The sequence below is a fragment of the Phormidesmis priestleyi ULC007 genome (assembly GCF_003003695.1).
In the GTDB taxonomy this organism is placed as follows: Bacteria; Cyanobacteriota; Cyanobacteriia; order Leptolyngbyales; family Leptolyngbyaceae; genus Phormidesmis_A; species Phormidesmis_A priestleyi_A.
The window spans coordinates 27,598-52,368 of the sequence record NZ_PVWG01000030.1 but is presented as its reverse complement, the minus strand read 5'-3'; the positions used below and the strand labels follow the sequence as shown (position 1 = coordinate 52,368).

Annotated in this window: 24 protein-coding genes, 1 tRNA gene and 1 pseudogene; 8 read left to right on the top strand and 18 right to left on the bottom strand. The window is 50.2% G+C overall.

Annotated elements, in window-relative coordinates; genetic code table 11:
• Positions 1–72: 72 nt before the first annotated feature.
• From C7B65_RS19330 to drmD, 6 genes are read right to left on the bottom strand one after another with little or no spacing between them, the layout of a single operon-like run.
• Entirely contained in the window at positions 73–429 is a 357-nt protein-coding gene (locus tag C7B65_RS19330; protein ID WP_143162095.1) for an Eco57I restriction-modification methylase domain-containing protein, read from the bottom strand.
• Positions 372–1,034 carry an Eco57I restriction-modification methylase domain-containing protein gene (locus C7B65_RS28480; RefSeq protein WP_219898655.1) on the bottom strand — a complete coding sequence of 221 codons (663 nt, stop codon included), beginning with the start codon at positions 1,032–1,034 and terminating at the stop codon, positions 372–374. Before C7B65_RS28480 ends, C7B65_RS19330 begins: the two co-directional genes overlap by 58 nt.
• A 39-nt stretch (positions 1,035–1,073) precedes the next feature.
• The gene (locus C7B65_RS19325) at positions 1,074–2,822 is read right to left on the bottom strand and encodes a type IIL restriction-modification enzyme MmeI (protein ID WP_219898654.1); all 1,749 of its coding nucleotides are present in this window, start codon (positions 2,820–2,822) and stop codon (positions 1,074–1,076) included.
• Positions 2,823–2,828: 6 nt separating this feature from the next.
• Entirely contained in the window at positions 2,829–3,626 is a 798-nt protein-coding gene (locus tag C7B65_RS19320; protein WP_143162094.1) for an endonuclease/exonuclease/phosphatase family protein, read from the bottom strand.
• A 27-nt stretch (positions 3,627–3,653) separates the two neighbouring features.
• Complete coding sequence (locus C7B65_RS19315; protein ID WP_073074348.1) at positions 3,654–4,184, bottom strand: hypothetical protein; 531 nt, start codon at positions 4,182–4,184, stop codon at positions 3,654–3,656.
• A 39-nt stretch (positions 4,185–4,223) separates the two neighbouring features.
• Positions 4,224–7,385: a DISARM system SNF2-like helicase DrmD gene (gene drmD / locus C7B65_RS19310; RefSeq protein WP_073074347.1), complete on the bottom strand. Its 3,162-nt coding sequence runs from the start codon at positions 7,383–7,385 to the stop codon at positions 4,224–4,226.
• A 539-nt stretch (positions 7,386–7,924) separates the two neighbouring features.
• Between drmD and C7B65_RS19305 the strand changes: the two genes are divergently transcribed.
• From C7B65_RS19305 to cas12k (C7B65_RS28475), 5 genes and pseudogenes are all read left to right on the top strand, one after another.
• The gene (locus C7B65_RS19305) at positions 7,925–8,239 is read left to right on the top strand and encodes a hypothetical protein (protein WP_083583130.1); all 315 of its coding nucleotides are present in this window, start codon (positions 7,925–7,927) and stop codon (positions 8,237–8,239) included.
• Positions 8,240–8,367: 128 nt separating this feature from the next.
• Positions 8,368–8,682: an HNH endonuclease gene (locus C7B65_RS19300; RefSeq protein ID WP_073074346.1), complete on the top strand. Its 315-nt coding sequence runs from the start codon at positions 8,368–8,370 to the stop codon at positions 8,680–8,682.
• Positions 8,683–8,733: 51 nt separating this feature from the next.
• Complete coding sequence (locus C7B65_RS19295; protein WP_073074345.1) at positions 8,734–9,009, top strand: hypothetical protein; 276 nt, start codon at positions 8,734–8,736, stop codon at positions 9,007–9,009.
• 565 nt (positions 9,010–9,574) lie between these two features.
• Positions 9,575–10,306 (top strand): annotated as a pseudogene (gene cas12k, locus C7B65_RS19285) (type V CRISPR-associated protein Cas12k); the annotation flags it as partial.
• Between the two features lie 36 nt (positions 10,307–10,342).
• A complete protein-coding gene (gene cas12k / locus C7B65_RS28475; protein WP_219898653.1) occupies positions 10,343–11,326 on the top strand; it encodes a type V CRISPR-associated protein Cas12k in 984 nt (327 codons plus the stop codon).
• Positions 11,327–12,285: 959 nt separating this feature from the next.
• Here the strand turns inward: cas12k (C7B65_RS28475) and C7B65_RS19275 are convergent.
• Positions 12,286–12,357 (bottom strand) — tRNA-Val (locus C7B65_RS19275).
• A 76-nt stretch (positions 12,358–12,433) separates the two neighbouring features.
• Between C7B65_RS19275 and C7B65_RS19270 the strand changes: the two genes are divergently transcribed.
• From C7B65_RS19270 to C7B65_RS19260, 3 genes are all read left to right on the top strand, one after another.
• Complete coding sequence (locus C7B65_RS19270) at positions 12,434–12,994, top strand: metal-binding protein (protein WP_073074342.1); 561 nt, start codon at positions 12,434–12,436, stop codon at positions 12,992–12,994.
• A gap of 130 nt (positions 12,995–13,124) precedes the next feature.
• Complete coding sequence (locus C7B65_RS19265) at positions 13,125–14,174, top strand: DUF2325 domain-containing protein (RefSeq protein ID WP_073074341.1); 1,050 nt, start codon at positions 13,125–13,127, stop codon at positions 14,172–14,174.
• 55 nt (positions 14,175–14,229) lie between these two features.
• Complete coding sequence (locus C7B65_RS19260; protein ID WP_244913243.1) at positions 14,230–15,051, top strand: MOSC domain-containing protein; 822 nt, start codon at positions 14,230–14,232, stop codon at positions 15,049–15,051.
• A 92-nt stretch (positions 15,052–15,143) separates the two neighbouring features.
• Here the strand turns inward: C7B65_RS19260 and C7B65_RS19255 are convergent, their stop codons facing one another.
• The 11 genes from C7B65_RS19255 to hemN form a co-directional block, all read right to left on the bottom strand.
• The gene (locus C7B65_RS19255; protein ID WP_244913242.1) at positions 15,144–15,311 is read right to left on the bottom strand and encodes an orange carotenoid protein N-terminal domain-containing protein; all 168 of its coding nucleotides are present in this window, start codon (positions 15,309–15,311) and stop codon (positions 15,144–15,146) included.
• Entirely contained in the window at positions 15,301–15,579 is a 279-nt protein-coding gene (locus C7B65_RS19250) for a hypothetical protein (protein ID WP_073074340.1), read from the bottom strand. Before C7B65_RS19250 ends, C7B65_RS19255 begins: the two co-directional genes overlap by 11 nt.
• A 181-nt stretch (positions 15,580–15,760) precedes the next feature.
• Positions 15,761–16,150 (bottom strand): ArsR/SmtB family transcription factor, encoded by a 390-nt coding sequence (locus tag C7B65_RS19245; protein WP_073074339.1) that lies wholly within the window; start codon positions 16,148–16,150, stop codon positions 15,761–15,763.
• 315 nt (positions 16,151–16,465) lie between these two features.
• The gene (locus C7B65_RS19240) at positions 16,466–16,900 is read right to left on the bottom strand and encodes a zinc ribbon domain-containing protein (RefSeq protein WP_073074338.1); all 435 of its coding nucleotides are present in this window, start codon (positions 16,898–16,900) and stop codon (positions 16,466–16,468) included.
• Positions 16,873–17,451 (bottom strand): transposase, encoded by a 579-nt coding sequence (locus tag C7B65_RS19235; protein WP_073074337.1) that lies wholly within the window; start codon positions 17,449–17,451, stop codon positions 16,873–16,875. The genes C7B65_RS19240 and C7B65_RS19235 overlap by 28 nt, the downstream gene beginning before the upstream one ends.
• A gap of 193 nt (positions 17,452–17,644) precedes the next feature.
• Complete coding sequence (locus C7B65_RS19230; protein WP_073074336.1) at positions 17,645–18,739, bottom strand: NAD(P)H-dependent flavin oxidoreductase; 1,095 nt, start codon at positions 18,737–18,739, stop codon at positions 17,645–17,647.
• A gap of 57 nt (positions 18,740–18,796) precedes the next feature.
• Positions 18,797–19,426, bottom strand: coding sequence for a 4Fe-4S single cluster domain-containing protein (locus C7B65_RS19225; protein ID WP_073074335.1), 630 nt, complete (start codon positions 19,424–19,426; stop codon positions 18,797–18,799).
• The gene (locus C7B65_RS19220; protein WP_073074334.1) at positions 19,398–20,237 is read right to left on the bottom strand and encodes a radical SAM protein; all 840 of its coding nucleotides are present in this window, start codon (positions 20,235–20,237) and stop codon (positions 19,398–19,400) included. Before C7B65_RS19220 ends, C7B65_RS19225 begins: the two co-directional genes overlap by 29 nt.
• A gap of 29 nt (positions 20,238–20,266) precedes the next feature.
• Positions 20,267–21,115 (bottom strand): acyl-CoA desaturase, encoded by an 849-nt coding sequence (locus C7B65_RS19215; protein ID WP_073074333.1) that lies wholly within the window; start codon positions 21,113–21,115, stop codon positions 20,267–20,269.
• Between the two features lie 83 nt (positions 21,116–21,198).
• Positions 21,199–23,244, bottom strand: coding sequence for a magnesium-protoporphyrin IX monomethyl ester anaerobic oxidative cyclase (bchE, locus tag C7B65_RS19210; RefSeq protein WP_073074332.1), 2,046 nt, complete (start codon positions 23,242–23,244; stop codon positions 21,199–21,201).
• A gap of 86 nt (positions 23,245–23,330) precedes the next feature.
• Positions 23,331–24,728 carry an oxygen-independent coproporphyrinogen III oxidase gene (hemN, locus tag C7B65_RS19205; RefSeq protein ID WP_073074331.1) on the bottom strand — a complete coding sequence of 466 codons (1,398 nt, stop codon included), beginning with the start codon at positions 24,726–24,728 and terminating at the stop codon, positions 23,331–23,333.
• Between the last annotated feature and the right edge of the window lie 43 nt (positions 24,729–24,771).

Sequence of the window (24,771 nt, the reverse complement as noted above, 5' to 3'; positions counted from 1 at the left end):
TCTTGCAGTCTTACACGTTTGATTTTCCCAAGTTGCGGCGCTATGGCTGATCTTACAACTCAAATAGGACTGCTATAGAAACTCTCGATAGTCAGTTCCGAGCGCACCTGTGATTTTCTTTCCGCCTTGAAATGGGGGATTCCCAACGATCGCTGAAAATCCCCTCGCTCCATCTTCCTGCAAAAACACTTCAGGAAACTCCAGCAGCCAATGAAACGGTTTGCGAGGCGGTTGGTTGGCTGGATTGCCCAGATTCATCATGCGGTTGGTCTTTGCCAAAATCGCGGCAATCTCACGGTGGCGCTTCTCTTCGTCAGCTTCAGCCAACGCCTCAATCACCACCTCCGCCAACACCTGAATTTCATCATCCGTCAGATCAGAGGTTTTGCCCGCCTGCGCCAATGCCTCTGCCACCAAAAAATCACCCACATGCCGCACATGGCAATCGCTGCTTCCGCCTCCCGGTTGAGCTGCTCCTTCTTCTGAATATCGGCAATATCCGACACGCTAAAGTTTTCTAGCTCTTGCCGTTTGGCGATCGCTCGTTGCACAAAGGGTTTCCAGCGATCGGAAACCGTTCTCAGTTGTACCGCTTCTTTTTCAGGATTCAGTTTCAAAAACTCGATTTGCTCTGGTCTGGTAATCCCCAACAGCGAATCGCCCCACTTCAGCGCATGATCCACAAACGTAAACGGTCGCCCCTTCGCCAGTGTCACCAGCCACAGCGACAGCTTCGCCATCTCCACCGCTAACGGGTTCTTATCAACTCCGTAGAGGCAGCGATCGGCTACAATCTGTCTCGCCACCAGCAACCGCTCATCCAAATCTTTCGGAATCGGGCATTCATCTGGACGCGCTCCCGACAACGTTCCCTCTGGCGCAATCACCACCTGTCCCGGATGCTCTGCCTCCGCCTGCTGCCACGCCTCCACCAGCTTTCCAGCTAGATAGCGACAGGTCTGCACCAAAAATGCCCCACTGCCCATCGCCATATCGCAAATCTTCAGTTGCAGCAACTCCGCCGCCGATCTCAACCGCCATTCTTCCTTCGGCTTGCCCTCTGCTACGCCCTCCTACACCAACGGCTCCAGCGTATATTGCACAATCTCCTCCGTTAAATTGCGCGGCGTGTAGTGCGTCCCAGACTGACGGCGATCGACCCCCTCCGTCATATACACGCTGCCTGCCAGAATTACCACCGGATAGCCCAGCGTATCCTGCCGAATTAACCCGGCAAACACCAGCACGCGATCGACTAATGCCGGGTCATTGTTACAAGCCGTCCGCAAGCGCTGCTGGTCGCGTGGCTCAACCTCCGCACTCAAAGCTTTCTTCAAGGCAGAGAGCGATCGCCCCGTCTGCTCTTTCAACCACGCCAGTAGCGCTTCTTCACCCTGCGCCTGAAACCGCTCTAGCTCTGTCAGTGCAACCTCTGGCTCCTCATATCGCGTGCCCACCAAGCCCAATACCGTTGAAGTTGCTCGCACCGCCGTATGATCCAGCAGTCCCTCATAGACATGCCCAATCTGCTCAATATCCAACGCTCGGAACGACAACCGACGCGGTTCCACGCCACCGCCCGGCACCCGAATTTGCAGAATTTGCAACGCCTCTAGCAAGTGCAACACAATCCGGTTATTGATCCGCAGCGGGTCAGCACTCGTTTCCTGCCAATGCGTTCCCTGCCCACGCCCCTCCAAAAACGAAAAGCGATCGGGGTCAAACAAACTGCCGCCATAAGCTGGAAGCTGCAACGTATCGTGAAAAATGCCGCCATACACCGCTCGAAACGTCGCCAGCAACCGACACCAGGCATCCGATCGCCGCTCTAACACTTCCTCTCCATGCAGATCCGCGTGCGATCGCAACTGCTCCCGCAGAGTAGACACCGCATAATGCTGGTCATACATTGGGTCGCCCAACAGCAGCAAGCCTCGCTCCTCCGCACAAAAGAGAAACACCAGCCGCATCATCACCGTTAGCGCCGCCTCATAAATCTGGGACTCGGCGATGTCCTTCAGCAAAGCTCCATTTTGATCCTGGTCGAGACGAGCGATCGCCTGCACCAGCACCTCCACCGCCCGCCGCACCTGATAGCCCAACTGGTCAGTGACTTCTTGCTGATCCGCCACGCTCTGACTCAGCAAAGCCTCCAGCGTCTGGGAATCCTCAACCCCAAAGAACCGTCGCGCCGCCAACAAACTCCGAAACGCCCGCAGCGTCAGATGCTCCTCCATCCAGAGAATGCTGTACCACGAGATAAACCCCGTCGTCTCCCCCTTCGGCGCATTCACCAACATCCAGTGTTCGCCATTCGTCACCAGCCCCAACCGCACATTGCAGGCGTGCAGCAACTCCATCATCCGCGTCGCCGGACTCGCCGCCCATCGCGATCCCTTCAACGGCTTCTCTAAATCCTGCCCTGATGGCACAAGCTGCACCAGTAACCGCGGCTTCCCCGCATCCGCTGTCCCTGCCGGATTCACCACCCCCCAATCGGGGCGTAAGGTTTCGTTTTGTTCGGCAACGGCGACACTCAATCCCAGTGGCATCTGCTGCCCACTCAGCAACACTTCCTCCGGCAACTCCAGCGTTTGCTTCAGCACAAACTCCACCCAAGCCCGGTGAATCCCTGGCTCCGGCTTCAACCCAAACTGGCTGTCCTGCCATTCTTCGTATGCCGATCGCAACACTTTCAAATGCTCCGAATCATGGGCATCCAACCCTGCTGGAAACGCCTTAAGCAGCACAGGCAGGCTCAGAAACGGACCCGATGCTTCAACCAGAGAAAGCCATTCAGCGTGATGACGAGCAGTAGACATAGATGGTTAAGATGGCAGGATAGACGGAATCGCAGCAGACGCAGGCACAGCAGTAGGCAGAAATACAGGGGCTGGCTCCTCAGAAAATGTTGCCACCACCGGATTATGGTCACTCAACTCCTCCCACAGGGGCGAAGCCAGCACCTCACATTGATCCAAGTAACGATACCAGGCAGCCGGAACAAAGATGCCGTCACAGTGGTAGGGGATTGCTTGATCCCGACTCCAGCGCAAGGTTTGAGCAAGATCGCGGTTGGGGTTCGCGGCTTGCCAGCAGCTTACCAAGCCAAACTCTCTTCGCAGTCGCTCCAGCAACCACAAATCCTGATCTTGTTGCTTTTCGTTGGGATGACGGACCCCAACCGTCAGGTTAAAGTCACCCCCAATGATCAGATCACCGTCATCGGGAAGACTCCCAATCCAGTCGAGCATTCGATTAACTGAGGGTTTATAAGGTGCAGGCGCATGGATGCTGAAGATGCGGAGCTTCCGTCCCTGCTTTGCTGACCAAGCGAAGCCCTCCACTTCCACACCCACGACACACCCCTCAAAGTCTGGTACGGGAATGCGGCTGACGATTCCCGATCGCACGAACACAGCACTGCCCCACGCATTATTCCCCACCTTTGCCCACTGTATCTGCTGATGATGAGTCTCCCAAAAGTGATGGGTCACGTATTGTTCAGGGGGGCAGGTTTCTTGCACCAGAAAGATGTCTGGGTTTGCCACCTCAAAAAGCTGAGTCCAGTGGACACGTCGGTTGGCTTTGCCACCACACCGAAGATTGTAGGTTGCGATTTTCATAGTTTTTTTCTTGTGCTTGAGATCTGCTCACGATCGCGATCCAGGAAATTCAATCAAGACTGAACCTTCTGGAAGAAACCGAGCCTGATAATTCGTCTTCTTATCCTTCCCCCGCAAGCTCCCGATCGGTAGCGGCATTTTAAGCCGTTCTAATCCTTGAACTTCCCAAAACACTGCCCAGGTTGGACTATCAGTGGCAGTAGATTTGGGTCGATAAATCGCTTTACCGGGATAGCGACCGCGACGAGACCCCACAGACCCCACATAAAGCCCGCGCCAAGTCGCCTCTGGGTTCAAAGGTTGGTCGCCTTTTGCGTGAGAGGCATAGATCAAGACCTCGATCGCCTGACCACCCCTTAGCTTTTCGGCTTCCCCAAACACTTCAAAGTCCATGCTGCCAAAAGCAATTTTGGGCAAATGATTAGGCGGTAGATCATCAGAATCAAGTTGAGCCGCGTTTACCCTTCGGGAACTTGCGAAGCAAACCGCGTCCAGTCCTGAAAGCAAATGCTCTTCTGGAATGGGAGCAAGAAGCGCGAAGGCATGGGTCTTTTGCATAAAGGGATCACCATTGAACAAAAAGTGAGTTTTTCTAGCCTACTGGTGCCGGAGGAGTTTCTGGGGAACTAGAAATGTAACCGCCAGAGGAAACAGTCGAGCTGTGGGAGCATTAAACCGCTTCCGAATGAGAGCCGTTTCTTGCTCAATTTCCTGGGGAATCTGCGCTGCTCTGGCTTTGAGGCTATTCATATTCCGCTCAAACTGCTCTCGTTCAGGAGTACTAAAGAGTGTTAATTGCTCCACCTGCGGTTCATCTAATTCCTTGAGAATGCTTGTTTGCAATTCAGTGAGGATGGCAGTGATGTCAGCAATCTCTTTCTCTGCCCGGTTCTGCAAATCCTGTTGCAGGCTGGCGGTTCGTTCGCCCTGCCGCACTGTGAGTGCCTGCATCAGTGGCTCAGCGTACTTGTCCCACCGCGCCGCCAACTTCTGTTGCATTGCTTCGGGCACTTCACCAGCAGACACTGCCCCTAACGCCGCTTGTAGCGGCATCACCCCCAGACGGCTAAAGCGTCCTTCCTTCAACACTCCACCCGCCGTAATCACCTCTTCATGCAGTCGTTGCTGGTCACTCCCCAGCAGCACTAACCGCCCATACGCCACTACTGCTGGTGTTTCTAACCCCGCCTTTGAGGACACCGCTCTGGCAGCCACTCGATGCAGTTGCTTTCTGCCTTCTGTAGACCAGACCTCTGCTCGCAGCAACCGTAAACACATCTGTACCAGACGGTGATTCAGGTGTGCCAGCACCACGTCATCACGCCCATGCGCTGCATCGGCATCAAACACGATCGGGCGAATTTCTTTAGTGTGAGGATGCTCCAACCCCTCAGCGCAGACAGCCCAGCTACTCTTCAGTGGGGGCAAATGAAAGACTGGACCCTGTAACCCCTCAACCGTTGCCTCGATTAAGGGCGGCTGATCCGCCAACTCCAAGCCAATCCGCACCACCGCTTCAATGTTCTCTGGAGTCAACCGCAGGTTTTGCCGCGTTTCCTGTAACTGCTCTCGCAGCTTTTCAATTTGCTCTCGCACCTTGCGTTCAAACTTGAGCATTCGTCGCACAGGTGCCGATTCTTGCTCAGCCCTGGCGGTATCGAGTGTCACCCGTCGCCCCAACATCGCCTCTTCCACCTGTGCCGCAATCACCGGACCGACTTTACCCAAGTCTTCCCGAATGTTGTTCACCTTGAGCGCCGCCCGCATCAGGAACTCTAAATCCCCCTCCAAATCACCGGGACGAATCCCGCTCGTTGCTTGCTCCTGGTAGCTTTTGCCCACGAAGTGATAAATCCGTACTTCGGTCGCTCGCTGCCCATGACGGTCGATCCGTCCATTCCGCTGCTCCATCCGATTTGGGTTCCAGGGAATTTCGTAGTGGATCAAGCGGGAACAAAAGTTTTGTAAATCCAGACCTTCCGAAGCTGCATCGGTTGCGAGCAGAATCCGTACTGGAGACACATCGGGATGCGTTTGGAAGGCTGCTTTAACCACTTCGCGATCGTCAGAGTTCATCCCACCATAAAGCGTCAGCAGGCGATCGCCCTGCACCAAACCCTCGGCTGCTAGCAAGTTATAGAGCCATTTCTGCGTTGCCCGATACTCAGTGAAGATAATCACTCGCTCATTCGACCACTGCCCCTTGAGACGAATCGTGGCATTAATCCAGTCGAGCAGTTGGGTTGCCTTAGCATCGGGCTGTCGAGCTGCCACTTCCGCCCACTGGAGCATCTCCCGCAGCAAGCCTTGTTCTTCCGGTGCCAGTGCCCGAAACAGACGACTGGTGTGGCTGATTGACTCATCTGTAACGGCTTCATACACCGCATCATCAGCAAATTCTTCTTCTACCTGCTCCACCTGTCGCCGCAAAATCCCTTCGGTAGGTTTTGCGCTCAGGCTGCTAGCTTGCCGACGACGCGCGGTCGATAAAGACTCTTGGTGTTGCGTCAGGGTAGTGAGGAATGCCTGTGGGCAGGAAAACAGCCGTTTCTTGAGCAGCTTCAAGACAAACTCAGTAGCGTACTTTTCAAGGCTGTCATTAGCACCCTTCGTTCGCAGTTCTGTATACCGCTTTAAGGACGCATGTGCCTGACGTTCTGTCTGAGGATAATCAACCGCGATCGCCGCCAATTTCCGTTCAGGAAACATGGGCGAATCATCCCAATTTTTCATCTCCTGCTTCAAGCGCCGCACCATCACCACTTGCAGCTGGTTGCGATCTGGTTCGACCCCTCTCGCAAATCGCTGGGCATCCAACAGTTCGAGCAAGGCTGTAAAGCTCTCTGGATAGCCATTATGAGGAGTGGCAGTTAAAAATAGCTTGTGCTCAAAGTGTGGCACCAGCAGGCGAATGGTAGCCGTTCGCTGTGAGTCGATCGCATATTGCCCACTGCCCGAGGGAGCTACATTATGCGCTTCATCGACAATCAGCAGATCAAAGCGACGGGGATAGAGGGATTCAGCTTCTGCTGGCAACACTTCTCGAAAGAGCCGCAGGGGGCGATCTCGCTTAAGGAAGTCGATCGAGGTAATGAGGCGAGGAAAGTGAATCCAGGGATTAACATGAATGCCTCGCTGCCGTCGCAGTTCCTTCATCAAGGTACTATCGACAATACGAAAATCCAACCCAAACTTATCCCGCATCTGGTCACGCCACTGCACTTGCAGCGAAGACGGACAGACAATTAGCATCCGGCGACAGCGATGACGAATGATCAGTTCTTGGGCAACTAACCCTGCTTCGATGGTCTTCCCCAATCCCACATCATCCGCAATCAGCAAGTTGACGCGAGGCATCTGGATCGCTCTTACTACCGGGTCAAGTTGGTAATCCTCAATGTCAATGCCACTACGAAAGGGAGCCTGAAGCGTGCGAATATCCGCCGAAGAAGAAGCACCCCATCGCACGGCATCAAGAAAGGCATCCAAGCGAGCCGGATCATCAAAACCAGTGGGCTGTGGCAATTCTACCCGCTCATACACCTGCGTCCCAGGCTCTAGCTCCCAAATCACCTGAAGTTCCTCTCCCAGCCCATCGTCCTCAATGGAGGAGAGCAAGACTAGGCTTTGAGGCAGTGTCGCTTTCGGTAAGAGAGGACTGGCGGGCAGCGTGGTTTTACGGACATCCGTCACCACATACTGTCGCTGACGGACTCTAACCAATTGTCCCTGCTCTGGCGTTGCTTGCGTGACAGTCATAAGAAAATTTTGTCGCTTGCCTCATCGAGTCTGGCACAAGCATCTCCCTCCGTCATCATGCCCACCTTCAGAAATAAAGGCGTGCTACTGCCAGCAAGACTGCAAGGGACTAAAAGAGACTGTCCAATAAAGAGTATTTTTGTGCCAGAAGGGGCAACGCTGAAATCAAGGCATTGATGCGCCTATAGATGTCAAGTCCAAAATTAAGCACGATGATCCTCGAATTGTCACGGTAAGCTGATCGACATCTAGATTGATAGCCTATTTCTTCGTTGTGTAAGGGTTGCCAGGGCTAGCTTATGCAACTGAAAGTCGATCAGGGAACCAGACCTTTGCTCTGAAATCACCTACAGCCATCCGAATCATTCGGCAAGCGTCAAGAGCGAGGCGGCACGCCGGGTAACGACCCAACTGAATGGCAGCGAAATGTTCTGATCACTGAAGATCGACAGCTTTATCTCCTGCCTACTCACATCTTTGGCTGCTTCCGCGATGCCGCCAAGTACACGAAGCGAGGGAGAAGTAGCCTGATGAGCCCAATGGCTTCCACGTTACAGGTGCAAGACCGCCGCATCTATACCGATCGCTATCTGCCGGAAGAACCGATCAGAGCCAGCGAAGACATCGAGCAGGAAGTCTATACTTTCATGAGCGTTGTCAAAAATATTGCGACTCGCGGACACAATATCCGCTACCGGGTCGCTGCCGCTGCTGGATGGCGCTGCTCCTTCACTCTATTGTGGGACAAAACCATCATCTCCAGGCAAGAAATGGAAACCGTGGCAATTGACGCAGGCAAGCTTGTGGGGCTAGCAGACGGACGATCATTGGCTACGGGCGCTTCGAGGTTTTGAATTTCTGCGTTCAGAACGCTGTCACTTGAGAAATCAAAATTCATCGATTCTTGACTTGGTATGCTTCGGCAAGGCTAGGCGTAGGTTCGGCACGGCACGGTTACACTTTCTTCAATTGAGATGAGAAAATGGCTTGGGCAAAACGACAACCTCCTGCACTATGGGGCGAAACGCGCAAACAAATCTGGCAAAGAGATCAAGGGCGCTGTCAAGGACCCTACTGCCAGCATCAGCTACCGAACTCTTTATCCCTAAAGAATGCCCACATCGACCACATTCTGGAAGTCTCCAAAGGCGGCTCCGATGCAGACTCCAATCTGCGAACGCTCTGTCGCCGCTGCCACTGTCTGCGATCCAGCATTGCCCACCAAGGCATGATTAGCGCCGCGCTCAGAGACGACGTGATTCCTCCAAATTGGCGAACACTCGTCTGGGAAGGCTAAAAAGCCCTGCAAATGTTCTCTGTCTGTACTACTCTTTATTTTCTAAATCCTATGACTCGCTCAACCGCCGCCAACTATCCAATCGATCGCGAAGAACTCCTGCGAATCCGCCAGATCAAGCTTCTGACTAGCGATCGAGACTACGTTTTCTTCGCTCTTCAAATCGACTATCCAGGCAAACTTAATCCCACGATCGAAGTCAGCGTCTTTTGTGAGCGCTGGGATTTGGATGATGGAGACTTCTACAAAGCTTTAGGTGAACTCCGCAAAAAAGGGATCGTTGCTTCAATCGCCAACAGCCTAAATTTGCAGTTTCAGCCATCTTAAAGATGCATCCGGACTATAGTAATTCTCCACCATTGCCTGCATGAATTTCCCTGAAAATGGGTCAAAGCCTGATTTGACTGAAATAACCAACACAGCTACACCCAGCACGAGTGTCACCCAATGTGATGAACCAATGTCAATTGCTGCTTGTGCTTTTCAGTAGGAATTCTGCGGTGCTCCCTTTGGGAAAACCAATGGTTTGCTGTGGTCAACGAACAATCACAGATGAACGTTAACTCCTGGTCTGACACATCCCAGTTCTTGAGAAACTTATCAAGTTCCATTTGCCCGTTGTTCAAAGTTTGAAGGTACGCCTTTAAAACATTCCAGTATCGATAAGTCGGAGGGCGATGAGGAATAGTCATATTACTTGTCATAGCGACAAAATCTTAGACAATTATGTCTTTATAAAAAAGTAGAACTAATGTATTATTTCTCAAACTAAATCTAAAACGCTAAAAGCTGCGATCGCTCAACTTGATTCATCATTCTGACCCCTTGCTTTAACCAAAACCAGGGAACTGCCCCATGAGCAACATTACCATCCAATGCAACACGACTCAGAAACCAGATTGCGGGTCAAACTCGATGGTTGGCTATCCTCCAAAGTGATGATGAGTTAACAATCGCTAGCCAGAGCGATATCAACACGCTGAGATCTAAAGCCAGTGAACTTCTCATGCAACTAAATCACTCAGATTCCCAGGACAACGAACCACAACCTAAAAAGGCACGCAGCAAAAAGAAAGGTAAAAAAGAGTCAAAACAACCAGGATCAGCTATTTCTAGCACCCTCTTTACACTCTATGGTGAGACAGAGGAAGTCTTGACTCGATGTGCGATCGCTTACCTGCTCAAAAATGGTTGCAAACTGCCCGATCGATTTGAAGACCCCAAAAAGTTTGCCAAACGTCGTCGTAAAACAGAAATCCGCCTTGAACGTCTAATCAAGACTCTTGAGCGTACAAGGTTTCCAAAAGGACGAGACTTGTCTGAGCATACTTGGTTAGAAACTTTAACCAAGGCAGAAGGTTGTGTTCCCAAAGATGACAATGAAGCAGCCGATTGGCAAGCCAAATTGCTAACAGAGCCAGCTACTTTACCTTTTCCAGTCAACTACGAAACAAACGAAGATCTCCACTGGTTTCTGAATGAGAAAGGAAGATTATGTGTCAACTTCAATGGCTTAGGTGAGCATTCGTTTGAGATTTACTGTGATCAAAGAGTTAGACCGACAGCGCCATTTAGTTCACTTGTACTGTATGCTAAAATCTTCGTGACGCTACGATCTAACTAGCGTTGGAGCCGACAACCGAATTTGCATTCTTCGTCAGTGAGCAGAACCGCTTGCGGTTGCGGCTCAACTAGGTTATCTCCACTGGTTCAAGCGATTTCTAGAAGACAACAAACTAAGAAGGCTAGCAGAAACCAACACTCAGCCAGCTTATTTACTCTATGCTCTGGGCGGATGGCTTGGCAGGAGGGTAGAGGCGAAGGCGAACCCTGGAATCTCCATCGGTTGGTTGTATCCTGCGCTATAGACACTGATTCTTGGGCTCAAGAAGGTACAGAACAAATTCGGCAGAAAAAAGCTAGCGAGTGTGCAGAAATTATCGCTTGTAATAAAGTTAAGAAAAATTTGAGTAAGGATCAGGAAGCATTTCTTAAAAGGCGGGAAACAATGCTGGCTTTACTTGATAATCCATTTCCTCGTCCAAGCCGTCCTCTTTATCAAGGTCAGCCGTCAATTCTAGCAGGTGTAAGCTATGGGCTTGATAAACCTGCTACTCTCGCAATTATCGATATTCAGACTGGAAAAGCCATCACATACAGAAGTATCCGACAACTTCTGGGTGAAAACTATAAGCTTCTCAATCGATATCGTTTGCAACAGCAACGCAACGCTCATCAGCGGCACAAGAACCAGCAAAAAGGCGCATTCAATCGGTTTGGAGAATCCAACTCAGGAAAACATCTAGACCGTTTGATAGCTCATGAAATTGTGGCGATCGCTCAAAAGTATCAGGTTAGCAGCCTCATATTGCCTGACCTCAGCGACATTCGAGAAATTGTCCAAGGCGAAGTTCAAGCTAGAGCAGAGCAAGAAATTCCCGGTTCTATAGAACTCCAACGACAATATGCCCTTCAGTATCGAGCAAGCGTACATCGCTGGAGGCATGCTCAACTCAGCCAATGTATCGGAAGCCAAGCTGCCCAAGTCGGGATTTCTATCGAGGTAGTAAAACAACCGTTTACAGGAACTCCTCAAGAAAAGCCTAAAAATTTAGCGATCGCAGCCTATCAATCCCGAAAATAAAAAACACTTGCGCTCAGTTCAAATTTACTCTATAAATCAGATGCGCCGTAGTTCATGCCAGCAATGGTCTCTGTGCTATCGACAATTGTGAGCTAGTTTGGCTATCGGAAGATAATCTTGCTTTCTGGCTCTGGTTAACTATCTACCTCGAAGTTGGGTGCGCTCCCAGCAAAAGGGTGCGGGTCTACCGCAATGTTGGTTAACCGTCTTCACCTCCGAGCAAGGAGGAATCCACCTTAACTGTTCAAATTGGCAAACCGAAGCAAGGGCAAAATTCCTAGGAGGTTTGCCAAAAGGCTGTATTTCGCTCTGAGGCTCCTTTTCGGAGGTTGTTTTCTAACCTTAAACGGCTGATGAAAAGCCAGAAATCAGGTTGAAAGAGAGGTTTGCCAAAAGTACTGCTGAAAAGCTTTTTGTGACTGAGTTTCAACGCTTAGGGTCGCGATCGCCTTTCCAGCGAGAGGCGGGTTGAAAGAGAGCTTGTACCTCTTTAGAACATCTTTATGACATCCTCTCAAACCCCGATGCGATTCACTCTTCAGCAGATAAATTCAAAATTACTAGTAGTCCGTCAAGGCTGAAATGAGAGATAGATTTCCTCAAGAGCTGTCTCCTGCCCAGAACTACGGATTCTATTTACCCCTCAAAATAAGACTGACAGACCACTAGATTCACAGCTTTCTCCAAGCTTATAAAGCAACAGGTTCAATGTGTAGCAATGCAGTCGTTTTCCTAATTGAGTGCGACTGCATCTTAGCCTTTGAAGAAGAATTTGCAATTAACAAACATTCCGTACCAAACATTTTCACTGGTACGGAATTAGTACGTTAAAATCCTAGTTAAGGTGGATTGAAAGGAGCGCCTGCCTTACAACGGCGCATAACGACAAGAATCTGTTAACGGTCAGTTTTCTTAGCTTCGACGACAAATAGCGTGTTACCTGACACGAACTACATCTATGGGCAATACTGGACTCGAACCAGTAACATCCTGCTTGTAAGGCAGGCGCTCTACCATTGAGCTAATCGCCCGATCGCTCTACTTACTATATCAGACTGCGCCAGTTCTCTGTAAAATCTGATTGAGATTCTTTGCATTTTAATCCTCATGCCTTCTGGTCGCACCCACGACAGCATCACCCTCTGGAGTTTGCCCTTCGTCACGGGTGGGGTGTTTGTGCTGACTCAAAGTGGCAACCTCACGCTAATCGTTTCGGGCGCGTTTTTAATGGGTGGGCTGATGTTTGGGCCCGATCTCGACATTTATTCTCAGCAATATAAACGCTGGGGGCTACTGCGATGGATCTGGCTACCCTACCGTAAGAGTATGCGCCATCGATCGTTTCTGTCTCACGGGTTGATTGTGGGCACGATCGGGCGAATTCTTTATTTAGCGATTTGGATCGCGATCTTTAGCAGCATCATCATTTTGGGTGGGGCGATCGCTCAACAACTTCTTGGCACGATCGATCACTGGCAGACCCCTGCTCAACATGGATTTATGAATAGTATTGGAATGGTCAAACAATCACTACAGCAGCACGGCAATGAATGGATTGCAGGAACGATCGGGCTTGAATTAGGCGCACTCAGCCACAGCGCCAGTGATTGGCTCGTGTCGGGTTATAAACGAATCAAAAAGCGAGGGAAGAAACGGGCGAAGGGATGAGTGATCCTTAGTTCGTCAAGTTTTGCCTCACCCAACTTCATCGACCTGTCAGAAAGGGCTGGTATTTTGAAGTGGTTAGCACGAGCCGATCTAGTAAAATAAAGTCACCCTTTTGGATGAGTGTTGATTTATGAATTTCTCAGACCTTGACGAGATTGAGCAATTAACGCAATCGCTTTTAGAGAGCGCCCAAGTAGAACTCAAAGAACACCAAATTCAAAAAGAGCGAGACAGTAAAATTCAGGAAGCCGCAGACGCTCTGACCCTTCGCTTAACCCCCCTACTCGCTCAAATAGAATCCTCAATTGCTGAATACGAAGCCAATCAGATCGGGGACAGCCTAAACCGCAAAAAGCTAGAGCAGCAGGCAGACAGCCTTCGTCAGCAGCTTCAAGACGTAGAACTCAATGCCGAAAAGCTGGTAGACGCAGAGCTTCTGCGCCAAGAAGAGCAGTTGATCGCACAGCAAGAAACTCAAGCAATCACAAGATGGCGCACCCAATTAAAAGCCGACTTACTCGATCTGATTCACGACCAAAATGATTTCTACAACGCTACAGATACTGCGATCGCAATTAAAGGCTTCACGGAAGATCTCAAAGCCATTGGCGCATTAGGGGAAGTCGTCGATGCGCTGATGGCGCAGATCAATGCCTATGACCGCAAAGCTAGTGAAAATGCGCTTCCGACAGCCCGACTGCGCGGCACTTACGAGCAAACCCTCACCTTTATTGCAGAGCAGGCGCAGCGAAACCGACTCAACTTTGAGGGGCGAACGACTTCCTTTACGCCCCGACGCACTCAATCTTCTAGTCGCCCTGAAAGCTATTCTGACCTTGACGGCAAAGTTGTGATTGTGGGCGGGCACGATCGCCTCGAAACCGCCATTCGCAATCGGTTTCGTGGCTCTGGTGTTGAGCTAATCTGGGCAACGACGCAAACCGGACCTCAGATTTGGGCACAGGCAGAGCAGCAAATTTTGGATGCAGATCTCGTGGTCGTGCTGACAGGATATGCCTCGCACCGACACACCGAAGGCATTATTAAAGCTACCAAGCAGTGCGGCAAAACTCCTACCTATGTCAACACGACTGGCATGACCCGGCTCATCGAAGCGATCGTAGTGGGTCTAAAATCTCAGGTGCTTTCTCGACAACTCAAAAAGCCTAGAACTGCTTAGGATCGTGGATTAAATCATATCGGTTACTTGCAACGCTAAGGGGCACGGCAGTGCCATGCCCCTACCAGATTCCTGCTTTATGGTCGATCGCCCTATGCCTCGCTTGAGCCACATTTTTATCTATCCCATTAAATCGTTAGATGGCGTTTCGGTCACTCAGACAAAGATTTTGCCAGGCGGGTCACTGGCGCACGATCGTGAATTTGTAATCGTGGATCAGCAGGGAAAATGGGTGAATGGTAAGCGCACAGCAGCCATTCATCAGGTGCGATCGCAGTTTCATCTCAACGCTAGAGTGGTGACGCTTTCAGTCCAAGGCAAAAATCCGGTGAGCTTTCATTTAGATCATGCGCGATCGGCGATCGCTGCCTGGTTGAGCGATTTTTTTGGCTTTGCGGTTGAGCTTCAGCAAAATACAGTCACTGGGTTTCCCGACGATCCGACTTCACCTGGGCCTACGATGATCAGCACTGCCTCGATCGAGCAGGTTGCCTCCTGGTTTCCCAACGTTTCAGTTGAGGAGATGCGAACCCGCCTTCGCACTAATTTAGAGATTACAGACGTGCCTGCTTTTTGGGAAGACAGTCTATATTCTGACGATCTGCCGATCGAGTTTCAGCTAGGAGAGGTGCAGATTCAAGGTGTCAACCCTTGTCAGCGCTGTGTGGTGCCGACTCGTGATGCGATATCTGGAGCGACTACGGCTCAGTTTCAAAAAACTTTTACAGTCAAGCGCAAAGCAGAATTTCCAACTTGGGCACCCGCTTCGCGCTTTAACCATTTCTATCGTTTAGCGGTCAACACTCGCATTGCTCCGTCTGAAGCTGGTAAAAGCTTGCAGGTCGGTGACGCGATCGAGACTTCGCTCACCGATTAGCTATTTAGATTAGAAAACAGATAGACGGATAAATTGTTGAGTTCATCCGTCTACCTGTTAGTTCGATTTGAAGTGTAAAGCTGTCTCAAAGCCTACATACTGGTTGCCTTGGTCGATTTAGATCCCATCCCCAGTCCGGCTTGACGCATAAACTCTACCCGCTGCTCAAAGTCGAGTTGAGTGATCAGATCAGAAAACTCACTCGCTTCTGACGGTGGCTGATAATCAGACGGCACTTGGATAATTGTTTCATTTTCCATGCCTTGACCCAGCAGCAACCACACTTCTAGTCGCGCACTCGGACTCAAGGCAGTGTCCTAAATGCTCTTGCAAGAAACGCTTCAGTTTTTCGTCTTCAATCGCAATTTCATGGGTGCTCAAATAGCCTGAAATTCTGTTTCCCAAATCTCGTCCACAACCCACTTCTCCATTGGCAGCGTCCTCTGCTTCAATCAACTCCATCAGGCGTTGATAGCGAGTCCCTTCATTGGGTGCGGCTTTCGGCTTGGCAGGAATCGATTGGGTCATGGGTCATCCATCCGTAGAGTCTCGAAGTAAACGAGGTGATCGGGTTCTTCAGGATCAGAACCGCAGTCGAGCAGTCCAAGGCGCAGCTTTCTGTAAAATCCTAGCGCACCTGGAAGGCCTGTGAACAAAAAACACCTTCCCAATGAAGATGGCGCGTCAGAATATTCTCAAGTAAATCCCTTTACTTTTTTGCTCTTGCCTTAGAGTTTTTGCTGCTTGTCCCCACAGGTTCAGCTTGTCGCAAGCCTTCCAATGGCTTGAGTTGCTGAGACTTTTCTGACAGTCGAACTGAGAGACGATCGCCCACCAATTCACAAAGGTCAAAGATGAACGGTTCGGCAATCTCATAGTAGACACTGACTCCTTGAGGCGTGCGGGAGACAATCCCTGCCTGCGCGAGAATCTTCAAGTGCTTTGAGACATTCGCCTGCCCTAATCCGGTTTCTTCCATAATCTCGGTGACATTCTTCGAGCCTGACTTCAGCGAACACAGCACTTGCAAGCGGCTGAGTTCGGACAGCACTTTAAAGTAATCGGCAACTGGAGCCAAGGCAGAAGGCGGTAGTGTCATACGTAGAGGAATAGACTTCAACTAGCTTACTATTTTAATCGACTAATTATATTACTATATAGTAGTATAGCCTAAAAAGAATTAAGTTTGAGCGCGAGATGATTTGTTCCCTTGCCATCATTTCTGCTGAACCCCAAGGAAACCCTAACATGAATTTTTTCGGCTTTAACCGCTCCTCATCTTTGCAAACCAACACCCTACAGACGATTGATGCTCAAACTCTGAAACACTGGTTAGACCAACAAACGGTCATTCTATTGACATCCTCTACGCCCAACCCTTTGGGTATGGACGCGGATTCCGGGAGTTGATTGCTCATGCTCCCCTCCACTCAATCAAGGACTGAGGGTTCCCCGGCTCACCCGCTAACGCCAGTGATAACTCCAAGGGCGTGATTTTACCCTGTTTCTGAGGGACTCTCAGTACAGCATCTAAACTAATCCCAAGCTCCACCATGCCTCTGAATCTGAGGTTGGATGAAGCGTTCGTATCAGCATCCTCGATTGCGCCGCAACTCTCACAGAGGAACTTTTCACCCGCCCGATTGGTGGGGCTAACAAAGTGGCAGACCGAGCATTCCTGGGACGAACAGCGCGGGTTGACACTCCAGACGAGATTGCCTGACTTTGCAGCCACAGCAGATGTCTTCTGTTTGAGTTCTCCCCATGCGGCATCCAGAATCGCTTTGTTCAGCCCTGACTTTGCTGCCTGACCGGACAGGTTTAGGCGGCGATAGTGCCGTAATCGCAAAGGGTTGAGAAGTTGGGATGAGATTTAATCACACTCGGCTCCAAGTCTAAGTTGGCCATAAATCGTTCGAGCAGGGGTTGGTTGAAGGCACGACGTTTGGCACTTGCCATCGAGAACACAAATGGGTCTTGACCCTGGTGCTGGTGATGCGCGTCGAACTTCGCCAGATTGAGAGCGGTAAAACTGGCATTGAAATGAAAGTCTAACTTCAAGAGGTCACGGGCTTGGCAATCACTCAGTCCCGTAAACTGCTTGGCATCGCGGAAGAGAAATTCAATCCCGAAGCGCAATTTATAGAACTGGACAATCTGCTTGGGGTCTTGTTCGACATCGGTACTGAACAGCAAGCAGGTGCGAACTCGATTGGGAAGGCGACGGTCAATCAGGTAGACGACTCGAATCTCCCGTTTCAATGAGACGTGCCAGACTCGTCCAGTGAACTGCCGTCGATACGTTTTCTCATTCAACTCACTGTAGCGGCTCAAGTTCGTGAAGTTCACCTTGCCACAGACAATCAAAATCGTCGAAAACAGCGTCACGAAAAAGGTCACTTGCGGTTTGCGAAAACGCCAACTTTCGTCAGTAGGCTCTGTACAATGGCTTTCATAGCTATCTATCCGGTGCGCTTTGTTTGTATGGGCACCCTATCCGATAGATAGCTTTCCTGCCAAAAATTGTCCGAACCATTGATCATTTCACCCGCTGTTATTGGGTTGCAACTCCAGCAGGATGAGAGCTGACAATTCAGGCAACTAACTCTGCCATCAGCTCAGCAACGGGTATCATGTGTTTGGCACGTCCAGCATTACTACCCGAAAAAATCAGCCCGTTTTCAATATCCCCCTGTGCCGCTTTATCCAAGGCTTGAACAATGCAGTAATATTGCTGTTCATCCCGGCATTTGCATGCATAGAGACAATTGAACAAACACCGTTTTTCCAAATCAGGGGAACCTGCGATCGCCTTCTCCACGAACGCATTTCGTAACGCTCGTCCTGGCATTCCTACAGGACTGGAAATAATCACTACATCGTCTGGCTTAGCATGGAGATGAAATTCTTTGTAACGAATATCGGCATCACATTCATCGGTGGTGATGAAACGAGTGCCAATCTGTACACCACTCGCTCCTAATGCCAGCATCCGCTCAATGTCGGCGCGATCCCACACTCCACCAGCCGCAATCACTGGAATAGCCTGACCGACTTCTTGTTGTAGATAGGTCACTAATTCTGGGATGACCTGCTCTGCTTCCAAAGCGCGATCGCCCAGTTCCTCTAATTTAGCCCCCAGATGCCCTCCTGCCGAGTTAGGGTTTTCCACGACGAACGCATCGGGTAGCCGTCCATACTGACGTTCCCACTTGCGGCACATAATGCGCGCTGCACGAGTGCTAGACACGATCGGCACCAGTGCCACTTCTGGATGTGCTGCGGCATATTCCGGCAATTGCAGCGGCAAGCCTGCGCCAGAAATAATCAGATTGATCCCTTCTTCAGCCGCTGTCCGCGCCAGCGTTTCATAATCTTGGGCAACGACCATCGCATTGATGCCCAGAATCCCATTCGGGCTTAACGTTCGAGCTTTTCTAATTTCATCAATCAACGCCAGCCGATTGGACTCAAAAAATTGCTCCCTGCGTTTGCAACTATTCGGCTGGTTGATATCAAAGTAGGGTGAGTTTAGTCCTAGAGCAACAGCGGATATGATGCCAATCCCACCTGCATTGGCAACGGCAGCGGCAAGCTGTGCTCCAGAAATCCGAATGCCCATACCTCCCTGGATGATGGGATAGCGGGCAAGATGTTGACCAATTTGAAGCGAAGGTAGCGGTGGCATAGTTTTTTTAAGGTTGAATTTGCTTAAATAAATTCACTGTGAACCATGAAAGATTCATCACTCCGGCTCCACCAGATTTAGTTGACCCCGGTATCCTGTGATAATCCGACTGCCATCCTTAAGAATGTGAATTTCCATCTGATCACTTGCCCAAGTTAGCTGATCCTGAAAAGCTGGATTGAAAAGATGCACCCGCTGGTTGCTAGAGGAGACAAGAGAATCAGGGGAGTGAATTGCCAAAGACTGCACATAGGCACCGTCAATTAAAACATCAAGTTGCTCCAGCAAGTCTTGAACACCTGCCGGAGCTTGTTCCGATCGCAGTTGTTCTAACGTGAAGCCTGTAAAGGACATGACGTTTAATCCTGCGGCTTTAACCCGACGCGCTAAATCTGCCAGAGCAGGTGCTTGCCAGAAAGGTTCGCCGCCCGAAAAGGTGACACCCTGGTTGCGAGGGTTGCTGAGAATCTGATGGACAAGGGTATCCACGGCGGTCAGTTGATTGATTTCAAATGACCATGACGCAGGATTAAAGCACCCTGAACACTCCCGCAGGCAACCTTGCACCCAAATCACGGCTCGACAACCAGGTCCATTTACTTCTGACTCATCGACATAGCCCATGATGTTGAGATAACCAGGAGGAATTTCTAAAAGTTTAAGATAAGGGTTCGTCGGATGGCTCATGGTGTTCGTCCTGTTTGAGTAATGGATAACGCACGGGAAGGCCAATTGCACTTGTAATGCGATCGCCAAACGCCTCTAGCACTTCAGCCTTGACTCGCTGCAATGGCTGGGTCGGATAAGGGCGATCGGCAGGGATATAATTACCACGGGCTTCTAGCTGATGCGTTAAGGGGCGGGGGCGAGTGGGTGTGTTGAGTTGAATTTCATCTGGCATTAGTGCTTGCATTCGCCGGATGTACTCTGTCTGATCCTGACCGCTCCAGTCTGTAAGCAGCATGGTCTGAATTGCCAGGTGACCTGAATAAATTTGGCGAAATTGCAATAGCCCTGCCCAGAGGGTTTGCAGGTTGAGAGTGGTTATGGGGTGATTGATGCGACGGAATGAGCCATCAGAAATGGCATCCACTTTGACGGACACCCAATCGGCAAGGGCAAGTTCCTCACGCACCGCGCGATCACTCAGTAAGCTACCGTTAGTTAACACACCGACCTGCTTCCGGGTGATCTGCTTTGCCATACCCAGAATTTCGCCTAAATTCTGCGCTAGAGTCGGCTCGCCGCTACCGCTGAGGGTAATCGTGTTCACATCGCAAACACGAAAGGTTTGCAGATCGTGTTGAATCGTCTGGGTTGGGATGAAAACCTGACGGCTGCAACTCTGGTGCTGAATTTCGCCTAACTGGCAATACACACAGTTAAATGAGCAAGTAGGTGTTGCACCAATTGGATCAATCCCAAGCGATCGCCCAAAGCGCCAGGATTGCACTGGACCGTAAACAGACGTGAAAGGTGTTGTGGTGACAGTAGGCATCGGTTAGGTTGACCTCCCATAGTTATGCTTTAAGGTGTGTCCTTTCCAGTCGGCGGCATCACCACTTTTCGGGCAATACCCAAGCTCTTTAACAGCCAAATTGCCCACCAGGTCGGATCGTACTCCCACCAGTGCCAGCCTGCTTTGGCAACATTAGGATAAGCGTGATGGTTGTTGTGCCAACCTTCGCCATAGGTGAGAATCGCCGCCCACCAAAGATTGCGGGAGTTATCCTCTGTGCAAAAGGTACGGTAGCCCCACATGTGAGTAATCGAGTTAATAAACCAGGTGCTGTGCCAGAGCAAAACGGCTCGAACAACCACACCCCAGATGACAAACGACCAACCTCCTATTGCATACAGCAGCAGCCCCAGCGGGAATTGCAGCAGTAAAAAATTGCGATTCAACCAGCGATAAAAGGGATCGCGTGCCAGATCAGGGGCAAACCGCTGGTACTGCTCATACTCAAAGAATTCTGCATGGGGATAGAAAATCCATAGCATGTGGCTCCACCAGAAGCCGCGACGGGCAGAGTAGGGATCTTTATCGACATCTTCGGTATAGGCATGGTGCAACCGATGACCTGAAACCCAGAAAATGGGGCCGCCTTGTAACGCGGTGGCTCCAATCAGGGCAATGACATACTCTAACCATTTGGGCACCTGGAAGCTGCGATGGCTCAAGAGCCGATGATAGCCCAGACAGATCCCAATGCTGCCAAACAGCCAGTGCAGAAATAAAGTAATTCCCAATGCAGACCAGGAGAAAAACCAGGGTGCTAATAGCGCCAGTAAGTGAACACTGCCGAAGAAAATGACAGCGACCCAATCGAGAGCGGGTTCGCGTTTCGGGTCTGTTAACACGTTCTTGACAGTCATGAATAAATCCTCAACCACAGAAAGGCTAAATGGGAAATGGGGTGATGGGATGATGGGTGTTGGGACGGTTTCCCATCATCCCATCAGTTCTCTAACGACCAGGCTGTTACTGCTGGCTCAAGGAGACTGGCGATCGCCGGATCTTGATACATCCCATTGCGATGGGTAATCCTCACGGCATTCGCCAGTTGTTCAATGGGCGCACCTTTCAAGGAGATGGCATCCGCTCCTGCCGCGATCGCGTCTGATACTACAGAGAGGTTTCCAGGGGGAACGAGCACCAGAATTTTGGATGGAATGACATAGGAATTTGCTTGAGCTTTGCGTGCCATGCGAATGAACTTGACCAGATCCATATCTGGCAAGGTACTATCCACCACGGCAACGTCAACATCAATAGATTCCAGCAGCACAATACCTGTTTCAGCATTGGTGGCTTCGCTGGCCACTTCAATTCCCTCTTGGGCACGCAAGTCTACCCGCAAGTTAACGCGAGTTTGCTCATCTGCCTCAATGACAGCCACCTGAATGATGTCATCGGGTTTCTGCACTTTCGGGTAATTACTGGTTTCTGACGATTCATTCGGCCCACCGCAGGCTGAAATTGTGCCCAGTGAATCGATATCAGCCGATGGTTGTTTGAACTGAGCCATTTGCTCGGCAGAAAGAATCTTGGATTCATCAAAGCCAAACTCAATTTCGGTATGCAATCCTTTCTGCTTAACGCGGCTCAGGTTATAGAAGCGCTTGTTGAGGGTGGTTTTGACAAACGCCCAGAGGCAGCCTAAGAGATAGCGGCGCTTAAAGGGATCGGGTTCAAACCAGTACTCTAGAAACTTCCAGGAGTAAAACCGTGCATAGTTACGCAGCACCCCTTTGAGTACGCCCTCCCGCGTCATATGATCGGGCTTGATAATCGGCGTGACGAAGTTGTAATGGGAATAATCGCGGATTTCAACTTTGTCCTGCAAATCCTGGAATAGCTCTGAGAACGGCCAAGGCGTGTACATGTTCCAATTGGTCATGTCTGCCTTCCAGTCTCGTGCCATCCGGTAGGTTTCCTCGATGGTTTCGGGGGTTTCACTGGGCAACCCCATGATGAATTGAACTTCTGCCAAGATGCCATGATCACGCAGGAGCTGCACGGCTCGTTTGTTATCGGCGATCGTTGTTTCTTTGCGGAATAGGTTGAGGTTTAGTTGCGCCGCTGCTTCCGTTCCTAAAGAAACATGCACCAGGCCAGCTTGACGATACAGGGGTAATTCCTTCTCGTCGCGCAGAATATCGGTAACTCGTGTATTGATGCCCCAATGCACCCCTAAGTTGCGATCGACCAACTCATTGCATAGTGCCACGAAGCGCGATTTGTTAATCGTTGGTTCCTCATCCGCTAGGATGAAAAATCCAATTTGGTGATCTTTTACTAGCCGTTCAATTTCATCCACGAAATGTTTGGGTGAACGGGAGCGATACTTACGCCAAAACTTCCATTGTGAACAAAAGCGACAGCGAAACGGGCAACCCCGTGAATAGTTGGGGACGGCAACCCGCACATTTAGCGGCGTATACAGGTACGTAGGCCAATTCAGCAACGTCCAATCTGGAGTGAGCGTGTTCAGGTCTTTGATCGGGGGGTGAGCAGGGGTAGCCACAACTTTACCGTTTTCAAGAAAGGCAAGTCCCAGGATTTCGCGGCGATCTCGTTCATCCGTGCCCGCTGCGATCGCGCGTAATAAATTAACCGTAATTTCTTCTCCCTCACCCCGAATGATGTAATCAATCCAAGCAGCTTCATTTAATACCTCCCGGTACATATAGGTTGGATGCACCCCACCCATGATAGTTTTTGCATCTGGACAGACTTCTTTTACCAGCTTCAATGTGCGCTGAGACTGGTAAATCATGGGCGTAATTGCCGTTGCCAGTACGACATGGGGTTGATAGTCGCGAATGATTTCCGCCAGATCCGCATCGGCAATATAGTTAGTCATGGCATCAACGAAGCGAACCTCGTTGAAACCTGCGGTCTTCAAAGCGCCACCAACATAGGGAACCCAACTGGGAGGCCAGTTCCCAGCGATTTCGGCACCACCAGAATGATAGTTAGGCTGAATCATTAAGATACGCATGGGTTGCCTTCTTTATGACAGTGAATAATCTTTCTGAAGACGAAGTGATGGGGTGATAGGATGCTCCCACTCATGTACTCTCCTGCTCAAACAGATCTTGAGAAACTAGAGGTAATGTTTTTCCGAAGATAAGCATCGAACGCCGACGCAATATTTCGGATTAGTAGCCGTCCGGCAGGGGTAACTTCAATATGATTGGGAGAAAGTCTGATTAAGCCATCGGCTTCCAGTCGGCGTAGTTGAAATTTTTCTTGAGCAAAATACGTTTCAAAATCTAGATCAAAGCCGAGGTGATATTTTGCTTCCACATCATCGGGTGAAAGTTGAAATTGACACATCAATTCCATAATCACCGTGCGTCGAATGAGGTCATCCTGGCTCAAAGTAACGCCTCGCTTGATCGGCAGTTCTTCTGCATCGATCGCCCGATAGAAGTCTTTCAGACGTTTGTGATTCTGTATATAGACATCGTTCAACATGCTAATAGATGTCACCCCAAACCCAATCAAATCCGATTCTGGCTTGGTGGTATAGCCCTGAAAGTTGCGATGCAGTTGCCCTTCCCGTTGAGCCACAGACAATTCATCATCGGGCTTGGCAAAGTGATCCATGCCAATGTATTGATACCCGTGTTGGGTCAATTCTGCGATCGCCATTTGCAGAATCTTAAGCTTTTCAGCGGCTGAAGGCAATGCATCTTGAGGAATGCGCTTCTGCACGGGTTTGAGCCACGGCACATAGGCAAAGTTGAACACGGCAATGCGATCGGGATCGAGTTGAATTGTTTTACGAATGGTGTCGCGGAATGTTTCCAGGGTTTGAAACGGGAGTCCATAAATCAGATCCACATTCACACGTTCAAATCCTGCATCCCGGCTCCACTGCATCACATCAAACAGCATGGATTCTGGCTGCACCCGATTGACCGCTTCCTGCACTTTCAAATCAAAGTCCTGTATGCCAAAGCTAATGCGGTTAAAGCCTAGATTTTTCAACGAGAAAAGATAGTGCTGATCTAAGGATTTAGGATTAACTTCAATCGAAATTTCAGCGTTTGGATCAAAGCGAAACTGTTGATGAATTGCTGCCCACAGCGTTTCGATCTGGCTCAGGGAAAGATAGTTTGGTGTGCCTCCACCTAAATGCAGTTGGTGAACGATGCGTTCTTTATCAATTAGTTGAGCCATCTGCTGAATATGCTGTACCAAGTAGCCCAAATAGGGTTCAGCAATTTCTTTGCGTTGTGTAATTACCGTATTGCAACCGCAGAAGTAACAAGCACTGTCACAAAACGGAATATGGCAATACAGTGACAGGGGTGTTTTTTTATAGTTACTGATTGCGATCGCGGCTCTAAAATCAACGTCTTCAAACTCTGTCGTTAATTCAGTTGCAGGCGGATAGCTGGTGTAGCGTGGCACAGGCTGATCATATTTTTGCAGCAGTTGAGCATCAAACTCAACTGTGGGCAGCAAATGTTGCATGAGTGAGTGTTCTCCTGATGGACGGGTGGAGGATGACGGATAG